A 16,112-nucleotide genomic window follows, 5' to 3' on the forward strand; every position below is an offset into this window, starting at 1 on the left:
TTACTTATTTGTATTATATTATATATTTCAGTAACATTAAAGTGTTTTTCTGAAAATAATAAAAACCGAGCAGTTTCGCTCGGTTTTTATTAATCTTCTTTCGGAAGAACAATTCCTTTATACAATTGAACGGTAATGAAGTAATAAATTGCATAAATCATTACGAAGATAACAATCGGTACCCAAATACGGAAGTACGGATCAAGTAAAATAAATCCGAAAATATTCATACCAACTAATACGTGAGCAATACCTACAATTGCCGGGAATAGGAATACTAAGAATAACTCTTTATAAATCGATTTTGTTAATAATTCACGGCGCACCCCGATTTTACGAAGCATTTGATAACGCGTAATATCTTTTGATGCCCCAGAAAGGATTTTGAACATTAAACAACTTGCCATCATTGCTAAGAAAGCAATTCCAAGGAAGAATCCCATAAACACTGTTCCACTCGCAACGCCGTAGAACATGTCGTAAGATTGATATTTACTGTTCATTCTTTCAGCTGTTACATTTTTATATTTATCTAGCTGCAACTCGTCAAGTTTTTTCCATTCTTTTGTATATGTTAAGAAATCATCTGTTTTTCCGATAAATGCTATACCTTCTTTACCATTTATCCCATCGTACATTTTTTGATCTACAATTTTAATTGCATGATCTTCGTATACATAATACGGATGAATTGTGCCAAAAGCATCTACCCATTCTTCTGGTAGTTCTTTTGCGTTCGCATCTTTTTCATTCATGTCTCTAGAAACTGCGCCTACTGGTAGTTCCTGTGAAGCCTTCTTCGTATTCACTAAATCCTTCATCGACTTCATATTTGTCATATCTTTTACTAAAGGACGATTTTTCTCTAAATCCTCTTTTACATAATAAACGTATTTATCATCAACTTTGTAACGATATTCGCTTTTCTCTTTAAATGTAATACCGTCTAAAATTTTCTTTTCTTCAGCTGTTGGATTATGAACTACTGAATCATAGATGATTAAACCATCAATCATTTTTATAACGTTATTTTTAAACGCCATACCACCTGAAATTGCACCAGCTCCAAGAGCAACTAACATCGCTACTGTCGCAAGCACCTTTGTTAAGCTATTAATACGGAAGTTTAATTGTGCAAATGTAAAAGCGTTAAGTCCTTTTTCACTACGCTTTTTATTACTTTTTAGCTTTTTAATAATAACCGGAAGAAGTGATCCAAATAGCATGTAAGTACCAGCTGTTGTTGTAATTAATGCAATAAGGATTCCCATTTCTCTTAGTTTTTCCATGTAAATCATTGATGCATAGCCCATTCCTAATAAAATTACCGCAAGGAATGCGACTAAACCTGTCATTTTTCCTTTTACCGCAACACGTTCTGTTTGTGCATCTGCATGTACAAGTTGCAGTACAGAAATACGTGATAACTTAATACTATTCATAATTGCTGACAATACAAATAGTGCAAAGAAGAAGATACAAGTAACAGTCATAGATGGCAGATAAAATGCTTTATAACCTTCACCTGCAAATTCTAATTGTTTCATTAATAACTGACCGATACCTTCTGCAAGTCCTACACCAACTGTAATACCAATCGCAAGAGATGCAGCACCTAATACAATTGTTTCGATAAACATAAGTAATGTAACTTTATGCTTTTTTGCTCCTAACATCATATACATACCAAACTCTTTTTGACGAAGAGATAATAAGAAAGAGTTCGCATATAAAATATAGAAGAACGTTATAATGGCTAGTAAAAATGAACCTGCTTGGAATACGAATCCAATTGATTTAATCACTGAATTAGATTCAAGAAATGATTCATTTAGTGCTAACGTTTGAAACATATAAAAAATTGAAATCGACATGACAAGACCAACAAGTAAGACGATGTAATCTTTTAGCTTACTCTTTAGCCCTGACATGGAAAGTTTGAATAACATGCTCTATACCTCCTTTCTTACGCTTTTTGTGTACCTAAATCTGCAAGCACATCTAAAATTTCTTTATAAAACTCTTCACGCGTACCACCGCGGTGAATTTCTTTATATAGCTCACCATCTTGAATGAATAAAATACGCTGACAGTAACTCGCACTGTAAGGATCATGTGTAACCATCATAATAGATACGCCTTGCTCTTTATTTAAATTTGTCATCGCATCAAGTAAACTTGCCGCATTTTTAGAATCAAGCGCTCCTGTTGGCTCGTCCCCTAAAATAATTGCAGGTTCATGCACTAATGCACGCGCTGCTGCTGAACGTTGCTTTTGTCCACCGGATACTTCAGATGGGTACTTTTGAAGAATAGCTGAAATGCCTAACATATCTGCTACCTTTTCTACTTTCGGTCCAATATTTCGTGACGAGACACCTTGAAGAGAAAGTGGAAGTGCAATGTTTTCGTAAATAGATAAGTTCTCTAATAAGTTAAAGTCTTGGAAGATGAATCCTAATTTTTGCGAACGGAAATCAGAAAGCTCACCTTGCTTCATTTTCGTAATATCCGTACCCGCAATTTCAACAACGCCGCCTGTTGCTTTATCAAGCGTTGAAATTACATTTAATAATGTCGTTTTACCAGAACCAGATGGCCCCATAATCCCAACAAACTCACCCTCTTGAATTGAGAATGATACACCTTTTAACGCATGTGATTGGTTCTCACCTTTTTTACCGTACACTTTTTGAACGTTTTTCACGTCTACAACTGGTTTCGTCATATATATCCTCCTACGCTTGTTTTTCCATTCCCTATTTTGCGCTTTTTAGAGCTGAACTGCTATTTGTTAACATTACATTTACCTTACACTTTTGTAATATAAAAAAGATGCGTGTGTAAGGTTCGTTGGTAAATGAAATTGTATTAGCGATTCGACAAGTAATATCGACTTACCGAAAAAGATGACAATAAAAAATAGGCTGTTCCACAAAAGAAACAGCCCACTTCTCTCTTTATTTCTTTAAAGGTGTTACCGTCCAATACGTAATAACACGCCAAATCCATTCTAGTGGACCCATTTTAAAGATTTTCATCCAAATCACACTAAACACAATTTGAATTGCGTAAATTGCGATACATACATATAACGTCTGCATGTACGTTAAGTTTTCTGGAAAGTTAAAGACACTTCCTGCGATTAAAATCATTGCAGTTTGTCCGATATAATTTGTTAAAGCCATACGACCGTAATATTTCAGTGGCGCTAATACTGTTTGAACTGGTTTTAATTGAAGTAATAAAATTAATGCTCCCACGTAGAAAGCTGAAATAATCGGTCCCACTGTAACACCAATTTTTAAAAATTGGCCTGCAGCATCCATTGTTCCGTCTTCATTCATTAGTATCATATTTACAAATGGATCAGCAGGCACGTGTCCGTATTGATACCATACAGCTACGACACTTAAAACAAACATAATACCTGTAAAAATAGCGACTTTCTTTATATTTTGCGCAAGATTTTCAAATACACGATATTGTCCTGCAGCCAGCCCTAATAAAATTAAGCCGAGTGGTAATAGTTCTTTAACACCCATTATGCTAAAGGCAATTGTTAAAATAAGGCCTATAACTAGGTTCACTTCTTTTTTCGCTTTATAAAACGGTAAAACAAGTAACCCGCAAATTGCGTATAACGCTAGTGCTTCTCCAGGCTGAAACATTTGATGAATCAAACCGAAAATAAATAGTGCAACTAAGCGGCGGAAAAATAAAACATACCCATTTTTCCCTTTCGCAATTGCTCTAGAGATAAAGATATAGAATCCCACTCCAAATAAGAATGAGAAGATTGAGAAGAAACGACCTTCTACAAATAAGTATAAAAATCTTTGATAGCTAGCATCCACTGTATTAGGATCTGGAATTTTAATGTTAAGTAGTGCGAGAATATTTACTAAAATAATCCCCAGTAGTGCAAAGCCACGAATGTAATCTAACTCATCAATTCGTTTGTTTGTAATATTGTTCCCCATAAAGCAACTCCTTGTATAAAATTTAATCCTTCCTTACTCTACTGGAGAAAACGGCTCGCAACTATCGACAAACCTTACAGAAATCTTACATTATTGTAATATAATAAAATAAAACCAGGTCATATTGCGACCTGGTCTACTCTGATTGCTTCGATCTTTGAGGTTGTCCCTTTTTACTGTTACGCTGTTTCACTTGAACCACTGGATCAAGCTCATTCGAAAACTCAGCGTTATGTCCATTTTGCGTTTTTTGCTCTGGGTTATTTTGATCTGAACGTTTCGCCATTACATTCACTCCTTATTAGTGCGGTGTAATAATCATTTGATGTTGCAGTTGGCGAATTGCCATGCGTGCTCTATTTAATTGCTCACGTTGCTCATCATTCGCATGTTGCTGCATCGTTTGTAAATCGTTATATGCTTGTTCTAATTGTAATTGCGCATCTGAATACTCCATCGTATTGTAATGCTCTTGTCTCATACCTTGGTCTAATTGTTCTTTCGCATATTCCACCGCTTGTTCCGCTTGTGTAATATACGATTCAAGTGATTGACGCTCTGCCATAATTGTCCCTCCTTGCTTCAATTCCCCTTTAGTGTGTCCCTTCCATATGAACCTTATGAGTATGTTATAATGGATTTTGTTTCATTTTGACTCGGCTTAGGAGGGAAAGTAATGAAGGTTCAAAACCCTTTTCCATATACAAACGACAATAAACGTTATCACACATGGAATTACCATTTACGAAATGAATTTGGTGAAAAAATCTTTAAAGTTTCATTAGACGCTGGCTTCGATTGTCCGAACCGTGACGGTACAGTTGCTTATGGCGGGTGTACATTTTGCAGTGCTGCTGGATCTGGTGACTTCGCTGGCGATCGCCGCGATGATGTTATAACGCAATATCATGAAATGAAAGAAAAAATGCGCTCAAAGTGGAAAGATGGAAAATGTATCGCTTATTTTCAGGCTTATACAAATACACATGCACCACTTGAAGTGTTAAAAGAAAAATTCGAACCGCTTCTAGCAGAAAAAGACGTTGTCGGTCTTTCTATTGCGACTCGTCCAGATTGTTTACCAGACGATGTCGTTGAATATTTAGCGGACTTAAATAAACGCACGTACCTTTGGGTTGAGCTCGGACTACAAACTGTTCATGAACGAACTGCAAATCTTATTAATCGTGCTCACGATTATCCTTCTTACGTTGAAGGCGTAAATAAATTACGTAAACATGGCATTCGAGTTTGCTCTCATATTATTAACGGTCTTCCTCTTGAAGATTACGACATGATGATGGAAACAGCTCGTGAAGTAGCGAAACTTGACGTACAAGGAATTAAAATCCACTTACTTCACTTATTAAAAGGAACGCCAATGGTGAAGCAATATGAAAAAGGACAATTAGAATTCCTTTCTCTTGAAGATTACGTAAGTCTCGTTGTTGACCAACTTGAAATTATTCCAGAAGACGTAATTGTGCACCGTATTACAGGTGACGGTCCACCTGATTTAATGATTGGTCCAATGTGGAGCTTAAATAAATGGGAAGTATTAAATTCCATCGATGCAGAATTTGTACGCCGCGGAAGCTGGCAAGGAAAATATGCAAATGAGGAGAAACAAAAATGAAATTAGAACGTGTATTACCGTTTGCTCGCACACTGCTGCAAACGGCTGTTAAAGAAGACGATTACGCTGTAGATGCAACACTTGGAAATGGACATGACACTTGCTTCCTAGCTGAAATCGTTGGAGATAACGGAAAAGTATTTGGATTTGATATTCAAAAAGAAGCAATTGAAAGTTCTACGATCCGCCTAAAAGAAAAAGACCTTTTCGAACGTACTGTTTTAGTTCATGATAGTCACGATACACTTCTATCCGTATTACCAGAGAATGCAAAAGGAAAAGTAACAGGCGCAATCTTCAACTTAGGTTACCTTCCAGGCGGAGACAAGCATATCGTTACAAAACCGAACTCAACAATCTCAGCGATTGAGCAATTATTAGAAGTAATGGCGCCTGAAGGTATCATCGTCCTTGTCATTTACCACGGACATCCAGAAGGACAAGTAGAACGCGACGCTGTACTTACATTTGCAGAAGAACTAGACCAAAAACAAGCACACGTACTGCGATACGGCTTCATTAACCAACAAAATAACCCGCCATTTATTGTGGCGATTGAGAAACGATAAAGTGAAACTTTAATCAGCGGGTTTTCCTGCCTGGTAAATAGCGGGATAATTATATCAACGATTTTTCAATTATATCTATCGTAATGCCGGATATATCAACGATTTTTTCAATATATCTATCATAACTTACAATATATCAACGATTTTTCAGATATATCGATAATTCGACAAAACATACCAAAAAAAGACGTGCACTCATTGCACGTCTTTTTGTTATTCTCCTATATAATGGATATATACAATATTTGAAGAAAGAAGGATAGAACTTTGCTAGTAGAACTAAGGGGAATTCAAAAGAAGTATGGCAAATCACTTATACTAGACAACATTGATTTATCCATTCCAGAAGGAGAAGCGCTCGCTATTATTGGCGGGAACGGGACTGGAAAAAGTACGCTACTCAAAATAATTGCAGGATTTATTTCACCTACGGCAGGGACACTTCAAAGAAAAGAACATATACAAATCGGCTATGTACCTGAACATTTTCCTGAAGGGATTCGTTTTACATTAGAAGATTATTTATATCATCTCGGCCACATCCACGGTTTATCAACAAAATATTTAAAAGATAAAATTCCGATGCTTCTTGAATCTTTTCATTTACATCATGCAAGACATTCTGTTGTACGAAACTTTTCAAAAGGTATGAAACAAAAAACAGGCATCTTACAAGCATTACTTACAGATGTCCATTTATTAATTTTAGACGAACCGCTTTCTGGGCTCGATCCTAACTCCCAACAAGAATTAGAACATATTTTACTCTCATTAAAACAACAAGGTATATCTGTACTCTTCACATGTCACGAAAAACAACTACTAGAAAACTTTGCCGATAGAATTGTGACGTTAGCAAATCATACAATCACAACAGATACCTTTGTACAAAAAGGGGCAGAACAATTCTATATTGAAGCAATCGTTTACGACACATTTTCAGTGATAGAACTACGGAAACAATTAGGTTTTATACACGTTGTACACAATTCAAATCAAAACCTTATTCAATTACAAATCGAAAAAGAATATACAAACGAAATACTTCAGTTTTTATTACATAAAAAAGCATCTATCACACTGCTACAACCTAATTTTTAAATCGAAAGAAGGTTTATTATGTTCGCACTTATTCGTTACCATTTTCTCGATTATACAAAATCGTATAAGTATGTCCCTCCTATTGCGATGTACTGCATGAGCTTACTTTTTGTATATACATATAAACCAACTCCTATTGTACCGACATATTTAGAAACAGCACTCGCGCTATATTTATTATCTGCCTGGATTACGGTCACAATTTTTCATACAGAAGACCCTGTACAAGAGCAAATCACTATTTCACACACAAATAACATTTCAGCATTATACGTTGGTAAATATATTACAGCTCTTCTCATTTGTACTGTGTTATCTTTTATATCCGTAATCTATCCCATTATTTTGCAAATGTTTAATGAAAAAATGACAGTTTCTTTATTTCTAGTCGGATTTCTCGCTCACATGTCTTTCTCTATATTAGGAATTTCAATCGCAACTTTATTTACTAGAAATATGATTCAAAAAGCAAGCACTGCTTGGCTTAGCCTTATATTTATATTACTTATAACGATCGCCTCCATTCAGTTTAAAAAAGAGTTGCTATGGTTTTTACCACCTGTCGAAAGCTTTCTAATGCTTGGACAATACAAATATCATATACTGACTCACACTTTATGGCTCACAGCTTGGGCTATCGTATATTCATTTTTATTACTTACTTTATTTCTTTTTCTCGTTCGCAAAAAACGTTTTTAATTACCTATTAAAGGAGACGAAGCAATGATCGGAATACTAGCAGGAATGGGGCCAAAATCAACTGGACCATTCGTCGATACAGTTGTAGCAAGATGCCAAACAATATACGGAGCAAAGCATGATATGGACTTTCCTCATATGATGATTTATTCGTGCCCAACACCGTTTTACATGGATTGCCCTATTGATCACGAGGCGATGAAAAAAGCGATTATTGAAGGGGCACAAAAACTCGAAAGTACTGGCGTAGACTTTATCGCTATGCCTTGTAATACGGCGCATCTTTATTTTGAAGAATTACAGCGTTCTCTTTCTATTCCGATTTTAAATATAGTCGATGAAACGTTACAAGCAATTCCTGAAAATGCAAAAAGGGTCGCTCTTCTCGCAACAGAAGCAACTGTTCAAGCTGGGATTTACCAAGATGGGATTGTAAAACGTAATATAGAGTACATTCATCATGAAAAATGGCAAGAAATGATTAATCAAATTATTACTTGGATTAAAAATGGAGAAGTTGAAGCAGCTCGCCAATTATGGAGTGCTCTCGTTGTACAGTTGAAAGATGAAGTAGATACCGCAATTATTGCATGTACCGATTTGAATGTGGTGGCGAGTGAGGATTTTGTTGATTCCTCTCAATGTCTTGCGAAAGCGGTTGTTAGAATGTATGTAGATAATATAAGGGGGTCCCAATGAATATATCTTGCTGGCTATTGTTTTCAGAAAGATTATGTTGCTGCAGTAAGTTCATTAATTTACCTTTAGTTGCAAATCTCTCTTTATAACGTCCTTTGTATATACCGTTTTCAAAAGTAAATTGCGCTTCCAATTCAAAGAAAGGCGTTGGTTTAAAGTTTTTAATTTCCTGCTGTCGCTTGTTTATCAAACATAACGCAGGTGTTTATACTCGTATAAACACCTTGAATGCCTTTCATACGTCAGTGTATATAACTTACTAGCATTCATTCCAATAATCCAATCGCTAATTTGATGTACTTGCACTTCAGCGAACATGCGCTCATAATCTGAACCAGGCTTTAAATTCTGAAAACCTTTTTTAATATCCTCTACTTCTAAACTATTGATCCACAAGCGGTTCTGTTTTTATTTGTACATCCTGCTTGTTGAATGAGTAACCTCGCAATTGCTTCACCCTCTCAAATTTAGTAAACTCCAACATAGCACCATGTTGGAGTTTTACTGCTACCTATTCATAGAACGCAACTTCCTAAGAACAACATACTATAGCATCATCAAATGCATCTTCTGGAACATACACCTTATTGCCCTCTACTTTATATGGAATATTGTTTCTTTCAAATCTTTCTGTGTCAACAGTTTCTACAGTGTCGCCCCATTTCACATATTTTCCTTTGTATTCTTTTTGACAAGCAGACAATATGAATAAAATAGCTAGACAAAAAATCAGTATTAAATTCTTTTTCAAAATCTTTGTCTCCTTTTTTATGCAAATATGTATTTTCAAGGTGTTAATTTAAAGAATATCACTAAGTAAAATATAAAGACAATACTATAGGATACTTACTTCTTCTCACATTCATTCTGTGCATTACTTACCAGTAACACCATTTGTCGCCACTAATTGATTATTAACTATTCGTGCTAAAGAACCTTTACTCACTCTTTCTCTCATGTAACTGCTATATTTTGACGTAGTCCAATAATAATTATTCATTGCTACAGATCTTCCACACCGCTCTTACTTATTTTCAAAAAGCGCTTCAAATCAGGCTACAAAAAGGAGATGAAGAGCTAATTCATTCAACTAAGCTTTGCATTACTTATTGTATGTCTCGCCGATAAAAATCCTTAAAAACTTTTAATTTTCTTCACAATTCTTTCAAAGTATCCACACTTAATCTCGCTATATTAAATAAGTAGTTATTCATATAGGGAAGGTTAGGGGAACTGAAAGTATGAAAGTAAATCGTTCGCTTCATTATATTTTTTGGCGTTGGCATTTTTATGCTGGGCTTTTTATTACGCCGCTTCTTATTACGTTGTCACTGAGCGGAATTGGGTATTTATTTCGGGAAGAGGTTGAAGATTTCATCTATAAAGATTTATATTTTGGGAAGAGCGCCCAAACAGAGTCTATTTCGATGGCTGATTCGCTTTTCTTAACAGAGAAAAAATATCCACATTATAGTGTGGCGAAAATTAGTGAGTTTAATGGGGATTATAATACGAGACTTACGATTGCAAATGAGTATACTGGGCAACAAAAATATGTGTATTTAGATAGTAATAATCAAATTGTCGGAGATCAAAACGCAAGCGAAACATTTGCCAATGTAATGAGGGAATTACATAGTTCTCTTTTAGTTGGTGGTACTGTCGTCAACTATACTGTAGAACTTGCGGCATGCTGGACAATCTTCTTAATTGTTACTGGGCTCTATATGAGTATACGCCAATTCAAAAACACACCAGCATCCAATAAACGAGAAAAAGCAAAACGACGTCATTCTATTATCGGTATTATATTTACAATTCCACTCGTTCTGCTAGTCGCATCTGGATTGCCATGGTCAGGATTTATGGGTAACCAAATTTATAAAATCGCATCGTCGAATGAATCGATTGGATATCCAAAGTTGTATATGGCACCGCCTGAATCAAAGGTAAAAGAATTGCCATGGGCAACAAGAAAAGAAGCTCCTCCTGAATCGAATTCAAATGAACCGAAAGCAATTTCTGTCGATGAATTACAAAAAGGAATTGAAATAAAGAAGCCATATGTTATCTCACTACCAGCTGATCCGAAAGGTGTATTCACCGTTTCGAAATCAAGCGGTTCCGGTATTACAGGTATGGATGTGGCACCAAATGAAGAAATAACAGCTTACTTTGATCAATATAGCGGAGAACTCATTTCAAAAACGGACTATCGTGATTATGGCTTATTTGCACAATGGTTCACTTACGGTATCCCGCTTCACGAAGGACATTTATTCGGATGGCCAAATAAAATATTATGCTTACTAACGACATTATCTTTATTACTTCTCATTTATTACGGAATAAAAATGTGGTTCGCAAGAAAACCAAAAGGAAAATTAGCAGCACCGCCAAAGCAAAGAGATAAGAAAAGTATATTCGTTTTCTTTATCATGATGGTTATACTAGGCGCTGTCATGCCTTTATTCGGACTATCTGTTTTAGTTATTTTCGCAATTGAACTTCTTATATATGTATTTGCAAAAATACGATCATAATGAAAAAGCATTTGTACTCTCGTGTACAAATGCTTTTTATTTACTATTTTCTTTTTTTCTACCACTTATTAAAAAGACAATATCTACTATAATAATCAATGCAATAATAACTTGGGCTACATAATCCATCGTTGTAGGACCACCAGCTTTATTCATCATCACATACATTCCAGTTACAAACGAAATGGAAAGTAGGACGAGTAATGTTACTTCAATATTGTCATATAGATTTTGAAACAATCGCTTCACTTCCATCACCACCTTTACCATATTATAACAAAAACCACTCTACAAGAGTGGTTTTCTTCATCACTGCGCCATTTTCTTTCGGTACATCTTCCCGTTCCAATAGAAGAATCGTGAAGTGAGGCCTCCGTATTTTACAATGCGCCGCGCCATTTTGTGCATATTCTTTTGTGCTGATACTTTTTGATCTGATAAATAAATACCAAGTAACCCTCGGCTTATGAGACGATGAAACTTCGCATGAGGCAAATCACCAATGCTCTTCTCTGCTTCTTCTACAAAATGTTTCATACGATCTAATATCGCTTGCTCGTTTTCATAATAACTACAGAAATTCAAATCCCCGCCGGCGCGGTCTTCTTCTTGATCGATGAAATAATCAAGTAAAATGTGAAGTCCTTGTACGTATGGGAAGTATCCTTGTCTAATTTTCGCAATATCTTCATCATGTAATTCATCATGAAATGCATATGCTACAAGACAGAAGATTCCAAGTGTAGAACCAGCACATGCTGAAAATTCAAACCAGCTCATTTCAGGTAAATTTTCTTTATGTGCTTCAAACCATGTTTTTAAGCGTGGTTCTCTTTCGTCTAACTTCACGTGTTTATGAATTTGCAAATCACAATAATAACAAGCAAGTTCATGAAGAACAGGAGCAATTTTGTCATAGTGCTTCGTTTTCTTTAAAACATCTTGGCATGTTTCAACAAGTTCATCTAAGTAACCACCATCGTCTTGATCATCACGATAGCGATAATAATTACCGCCACCTTCTACTTCAGGTGATAATGCCATTAACATAGATTCATGCAGTGCGGCAAAATCATTCGGATCAAGCGATGTACTGCGGTCACATAAATTATCTAAATAATCGCTGATTGTTTGATACGCTACGATAAAACGAATGCATTCCTCTCGGTGCTCATTTGCTAACAGCGCTAAAATACCACCGCCTTCGCAATGAAACGTTTTATTCTCAATACTTGCGATTGCCTGACTATGAAGCTCATCATTCGGAATATGGTAGGCACGCTCTTTCCACACCGCTAGCTCATGGTGTACTACCGGAAACACATCACGGTATACTTTCGCCATGAGCGTTATGGGATTACTCGGTACGTTCACTTCTTCCTTCATCTCCTCTATTCAATGTACAAATAATTTACTTATTTGTTTCTATTATGTTATTGATGCGTATTTCAGTAAATGACTGAATATAATTCAAAATTTCATCACGCTCATACTCATTTAATAACTCGTGATAACAATTCGGCCATTCTTTAAAAGCCTTATCACTCATTTTAACATTATCAAACCACATGCGGACACGTGTTTTATCTACAAGTTTATCCTCACACGCCTGCATTAGCAAGAGCGGAACATCTGGAAAATCATCTATTTTTTTATGAGCAATTTCGATAGACTTAATCAATTCACTATACCAACGTACTGATACTTTGCGCAAGAACAATGAATCATTCTCCATTGCGTCCCGAACTTCATGATTACGAGTAGACATTTCCACTGTAAGATTCGTTGCAAATTGCAATTTTGGTGCAACAAAATTTAATATTTTTGAGGCAACTTGAAGCGGTGCTGAAGGTCCAGCTACTAAGCCTAAACATGGCGAACTTAAAATAATGCCGTCTACATCTTCTCTCTTCGTTTCTTGCATCATACGAATGACAATAAGACCACCCATACTATGACCAAATATAAAAATAGGTAACCTATACTTTCTTGCCTCTTTCACCCACAATTTAACTTCCTCTATGTATTCATCAAATGAATCAATATGTCCTCTATTTCTTGAAGTCGTTCCATGTGACGGAAGGTCCCCCATTACGACGTGGTAGCCGCTATGATTCCATGTTTCCGCAACGGATTCGTAACGTCCGTGATATTCCATTGCGCCGTGCACGATAACAACGACAGCTTTCGCTTCCTCTGCTTCATAATTCCACATACGGACCTCCTCCATTTCACTCTTTCTCATAATTTGATACACTGAAACTAGTCTCTAGGAAAGGAAGACTTTACATGATATATCCTTACAAAGAAAAAAATCCGAAAATTGCGAGTAGTGCTTTTGTCGCTGATTATGTTACGATTACAGGCGACGTTTCCATTGGTGAAGAATCAAGTATTTGGTTTAATACAGTCATACGCGGTGATGTTTCACCAACAATCATTGGAAACCGGGTAAATGTACAAGACCAATGTACACTTCACCAAAGCCCGCAGTATCCTCTTATTTTAGAAGACGACGTAACCATTGGGCATCAAGTTATTTTACATAGCTGTCATATTAAAAAAGATGCTTTAATTGGAATGGGATCTATTATATTAGATGGTGCTGAAATTGGTGAAGGAGCCTTTATCGGTGCTGGAAGCCTCGTTTCACAAGGAAAGAAAATCCCTCCAAACACATTAGCATTCGGTCGCCCAGCGAAAGTCGTTCGTGAATTAACAGAAGAAGACCGTAAAGACATGGAGCGAATTCGCACACAATATGTTGAAAAAGGCCAGTACTATAAATCATTACAGAAGTAACTTTTCCAGCTGCCATTAAAGTGGCAGCTTTTTATATAAAAACTAACTTTTTCTTTACAAAACATTATTACTCCCTCAATAAAATCTTATTAAAATAAAAGCTAATATCTCCATATATATGTAAACGAGGGAGGAGAATTTTCATGAAGGTCAGTGGACTGTATAAAATAGAATGTTACATTTTCAAAGGAATTAACCGATACTTTGATCAAAAAACATTAAATATCTTTTTCAGCAATATTACTCATATCGGTGGTGCTACTTTCTCAATCGCACTCACACTTTTCTTTTTAATTTTTGCAAAAGGGACTTTGCATCAAGCTGCAATCGCAACTGCTATTTCTTTAGCAATTAGTCATATTCCTGTACAAATATTAAAAAGATGGTATCCGCGAAAACGCCCTTATTTAACAATTCAGGATGCAAAATATCCAGTCCATCCATTAAAAGACCACTCTTTCCCGTCTGGTCATACAACAGCCGTTTTCTCTGTCTTTATTCCATTTATTTGCTATAATCCAAACTTATTTGTTTTTCTATTACCGTTAGCATTATGCGTTGGTATTTCTCGCATTTATTTAGGGCTTCACTATCCGTCTGATGTATTCGTCGGTATGTGCCTCGGCACTTGCTCTGGCATCATCTCTTTTTATCAATTCATCCCACTTTTCACATAAAGGAGTGATATGATGAGAGTCGCCATTTTTACCGATACTTTTACGCCACAAGTTAACGGAGTTGCGAAAACGTTAGAGCGATTAACACGATATTTTCAGAAAGAACAGATCGCCTATTCTGTTTTCGCCCCTCAGCATACAGCTGAAGATAATTTCGTAGCTAATGTGAACAAGATGAGAAGTATCCCGTTAACAATATTATATCCAGAATGTCGTTTTTCTTTTCCTACTCCGCGCATTAAACGAGAACTTCTTTCCTTTAAACCTGACATTATTCACATTGCCACACCTTTCAACATGGGACTTTGTGGATTGTATTATGCAAAAAAGTTAAACATCCCAGTTGTCGGTTCTTATCATACTGATTTCGATGCTTATTTACACTATTACAAAATTGAATTTCTCTCTAATATGCTTTGGAACTATTTAAAATGGTTTCATAGTCACATGCAAAAAAATTTCGTTCCTTCTTTTGAAACGTTACACCAACTAAAAAATAAAGGCTTTCAGGCCCTCTTCATATGGGGACGGGGTGTAGATTGCACACTCTTTCATCCATCTTACAATACAGACCTATTCCGAAAAAAATATAATATTACAGCAAAGTATGTCCTTTCCTATGTTGGACGGATTGCCCCTGAAAAAGATATTGATACGTTGCAAAATATTATCGCTAAAACAGCACATACTCGAAACGACATTCATTGGCTCATTGCAGGAGACGGTCCTCTAGCAACAAATTTGCGTGAAGCTGTCCCAAAAACAAATGTAACCTTTACTGGATATTTACAAGGTGAAGATTTAGCTGAAGCCTATGCTTCTTCCGATCTAATGATATTTCCATCTGCTACTGAAACATTTGGGAACGTTGTACTTGAATCGCTTGCATGCGGTACACCTGTCATTGGTGCAAATAGTGGCGGGGTTAAAAATATTATTACAGATGGAAAAACAGGAGTTCTTTGTCCGCCCAAAAATGAGGACGCATTTCTATCATCCATTTATCTTTTATTGCAAAATGAAGAAAAACTTGAGCAGATGGGAATAGTAGCTTCATCTTATGCGAAATCAAAAAGCTGGGATGAGATCTTTCGTGGCTTACTTAACCAATATGAAGAAGTCCTTCAGCATAACGCATCAGAGTTGCTTGCTTAAATAGAAAAACTCCCTTCAAAAAAACGAAGGGAGTTTATTACACAGTTGTAAACTTTACTTAAATAAATGATACACAAGGTGAAATATCATAGTATTTCTATATTCATTATAACAAAAACAAACATAAACAAACATACTTGTAATAAAAACCCATAAAAATTAATATATGGTTATACAGTGTTTAAACTGTATAGTGATTTTAAGAAATTCCCCTTAAAATCAACTTACTCACATACCTTTATACAGTA

General features: G+C 35.9%; 18 protein-coding genes and 1 pseudogene. 9 read left to right on the plus strand and 10 right to left on the minus strand.

Features of this window, described 5'->3' with window-relative positions; genetic code table 11:
• Positions 1-89: 89 nt before the first annotated feature.
• The 5 genes from JDS82_RS08755 to JDS82_RS08775 all read right to left on the minus strand — a co-directional run bounded on the left by JDS82_RS08755 (position 90) and on the right by JDS82_RS08775 (position 4,548).
• A complete protein-coding gene (locus JDS82_RS08755; protein WP_199713088.1) occupies positions 90-1,949 on the minus strand; it encodes an FtsX-like permease family protein in 1,860 nt (619 codons plus the stop codon).
• A gap of 17 nt (positions 1,950-1,966) precedes the next feature.
• Positions 1,967-2,728 carry an ABC transporter ATP-binding protein gene (locus tag JDS82_RS08760; protein WP_075311174.1) on the minus strand — a complete coding sequence of 254 codons (762 nt, stop codon included), beginning with the start codon at positions 2,726-2,728 and terminating at the stop codon, positions 1,967-1,969.
• 232 nt (positions 2,729-2,960) lie between these two features.
• The gene (locus tag JDS82_RS08765; RefSeq protein ID WP_199713089.1) at positions 2,961-3,983 is read right to left on the minus strand and encodes a DUF418 domain-containing protein; all 1,023 of its coding nucleotides are present in this window, start codon (positions 3,981-3,983) and stop codon (positions 2,961-2,963) included.
• 136 nt (positions 3,984-4,119) lie between these two features.
• On the minus strand, positions 4,120-4,269 hold the full coding sequence (locus JDS82_RS08770; RefSeq protein WP_001129345.1) for a hypothetical protein: 150 nt from the start codon (positions 4,267-4,269) through the stop codon (positions 4,120-4,122).
• A gap of 15 nt (positions 4,270-4,284) precedes the next feature.
• Positions 4,285-4,548 carry a YtzC family protein gene (locus JDS82_RS08775; RefSeq protein WP_000840869.1) on the minus strand — a complete coding sequence of 88 codons (264 nt, stop codon included), beginning with the start codon at positions 4,546-4,548 and terminating at the stop codon, positions 4,285-4,287.
• Between the two features lie 111 nt (positions 4,549-4,659).
• Between JDS82_RS08775 and mnmL the strand changes: the two genes are divergently transcribed.
• From mnmL to JDS82_RS08800, 5 genes are all read left to right on the plus strand, one after another.
• A complete protein-coding gene (gene mnmL / locus JDS82_RS08780; protein ID WP_000868033.1) occupies positions 4,660-5,619 on the plus strand; it encodes a tRNA modification radical SAM protein MnmL/YtqA in 960 nt (319 codons plus the stop codon).
• Positions 5,616-6,188: a tRNA 5-(aminomethyl)-2-thiouridylate-methyltransferase MnmM gene (gene mnmM, locus JDS82_RS08785; protein ID WP_064449037.1), complete on the plus strand. Its 573-nt coding sequence runs from the start codon at positions 5,616-5,618 to the stop codon at positions 6,186-6,188. Before mnmL ends, mnmM begins: the two co-directional genes overlap by 4 nt.
• A 267-nt stretch (positions 6,189-6,455) precedes the next feature.
• The gene (locus JDS82_RS08790) at positions 6,456-7,289 is read left to right on the plus strand and encodes an ABC transporter ATP-binding protein (protein WP_199713090.1); all 834 of its coding nucleotides are present in this window, start codon (positions 6,456-6,458) and stop codon (positions 7,287-7,289) included.
• An 18-nt stretch (positions 7,290-7,307) separates the two neighbouring features.
• Positions 7,308-7,988 carry an ABC transporter permease gene (locus tag JDS82_RS08795; RefSeq protein WP_199713091.1) on the plus strand — a complete coding sequence of 227 codons (681 nt, stop codon included), beginning with the start codon at positions 7,308-7,310 and terminating at the stop codon, positions 7,986-7,988.
• 24 nt (positions 7,989-8,012) lie between these two features.
• Positions 8,013-8,687 carry an aspartate/glutamate racemase family protein gene (locus tag JDS82_RS08800; protein WP_199713092.1) on the plus strand — a complete coding sequence of 225 codons (675 nt, stop codon included), beginning with the start codon at positions 8,013-8,015 and terminating at the stop codon, positions 8,685-8,687.
• Positions 8,688-8,694: 7 nt separating this feature from the next.
• On the opposite strand, the pseudogene JDS82_RS29695 reads toward JDS82_RS08800, so the two are convergent.
• Both JDS82_RS29695 and JDS82_RS08805 read right to left on the minus strand, forming a co-directional pair.
• Positions 8,695-9,136 (minus strand): annotated as a pseudogene (locus JDS82_RS29695) (DNA topoisomerase); the annotation flags it as partial.
• A gap of 83 nt (positions 9,137-9,219) precedes the next feature.
• Positions 9,220-9,438 carry a hypothetical protein gene (locus tag JDS82_RS08805; protein WP_000739867.1) on the minus strand — a complete coding sequence of 73 codons (219 nt, stop codon included), beginning with the start codon at positions 9,436-9,438 and terminating at the stop codon, positions 9,220-9,222.
• Positions 9,439-9,928: 490 nt separating this feature from the next.
• On the opposite strand from JDS82_RS08805, the gene JDS82_RS08810 reads away from it, so the two are divergent.
• Positions 9,929-11,230, plus strand: a complete 1,302-nt coding sequence (locus JDS82_RS08810; protein WP_199713093.1) for a PepSY-associated TM helix domain-containing protein — start codon at positions 9,929-9,931, stop codon at positions 11,228-11,230.
• A 36-nt stretch (positions 11,231-11,266) separates the two neighbouring features.
• Here the strand turns inward: JDS82_RS08810 and JDS82_RS08815 are convergent, their stop codons facing one another.
• Genes JDS82_RS08815 through JDS82_RS08825 form a run of 3 tightly spaced genes read right to left on the minus strand, consistent with a single transcriptional unit; the run spans position 11,267 to position 13,445 of the window.
• Positions 11,267-11,500 carry a hypothetical protein gene (locus tag JDS82_RS08815; protein WP_120341814.1) on the minus strand — a complete coding sequence of 78 codons (234 nt, stop codon included), beginning with the start codon at positions 11,498-11,500 and terminating at the stop codon, positions 11,267-11,269.
• A 39-nt stretch (positions 11,501-11,539) separates the two neighbouring features.
• Positions 11,540-12,604, minus strand: coding sequence for a DUF2600 family protein (locus JDS82_RS08820; protein WP_199713094.1), 1,065 nt, complete (start codon positions 12,602-12,604; stop codon positions 11,540-11,542).
• 37 nt (positions 12,605-12,641) lie between these two features.
• Positions 12,642-13,445, minus strand: a complete 804-nt coding sequence (locus tag JDS82_RS08825; protein WP_199713095.1) for an alpha/beta hydrolase — start codon at positions 13,443-13,445, stop codon at positions 12,642-12,644.
• Positions 13,446-13,519: 74 nt separating this feature from the next.
• Between JDS82_RS08825 and JDS82_RS08830 the strand changes: the two genes are divergently transcribed.
• The 3 genes from JDS82_RS08830 to JDS82_RS08840 all read left to right on the plus strand — a co-directional run bounded on the left by JDS82_RS08830 (position 13,520) and on the right by JDS82_RS08840 (position 15,864).
• A complete protein-coding gene (locus JDS82_RS08830) occupies positions 13,520-14,032 on the plus strand; it encodes a gamma carbonic anhydrase (protein WP_000640213.1) in 513 nt (170 codons plus the stop codon).
• Positions 14,033-14,175: 143 nt separating this feature from the next.
• A complete protein-coding gene (locus JDS82_RS08835) occupies positions 14,176-14,709 on the plus strand; it encodes a phosphatase PAP2 family protein (RefSeq protein ID WP_000868580.1) in 534 nt (177 codons plus the stop codon).
• Between the two features lie 12 nt (positions 14,710-14,721).
• The gene (locus JDS82_RS08840; protein ID WP_199713096.1) at positions 14,722-15,864 is read left to right on the plus strand and encodes a glycosyltransferase family 4 protein; all 1,143 of its coding nucleotides are present in this window, start codon (positions 14,722-14,724) and stop codon (positions 15,862-15,864) included.
• Positions 15,865-16,112 lie beyond the last annotated feature (248 nt).

It is taken from the genome of Bacillus cereus group sp. N14, from assembly GCF_016483555.1.
Classification (GTDB): Bacteria; Bacillota; Bacilli; order Bacillales; family Bacillaceae_G; genus Bacillus_A; species Bacillus_A wiedmannii.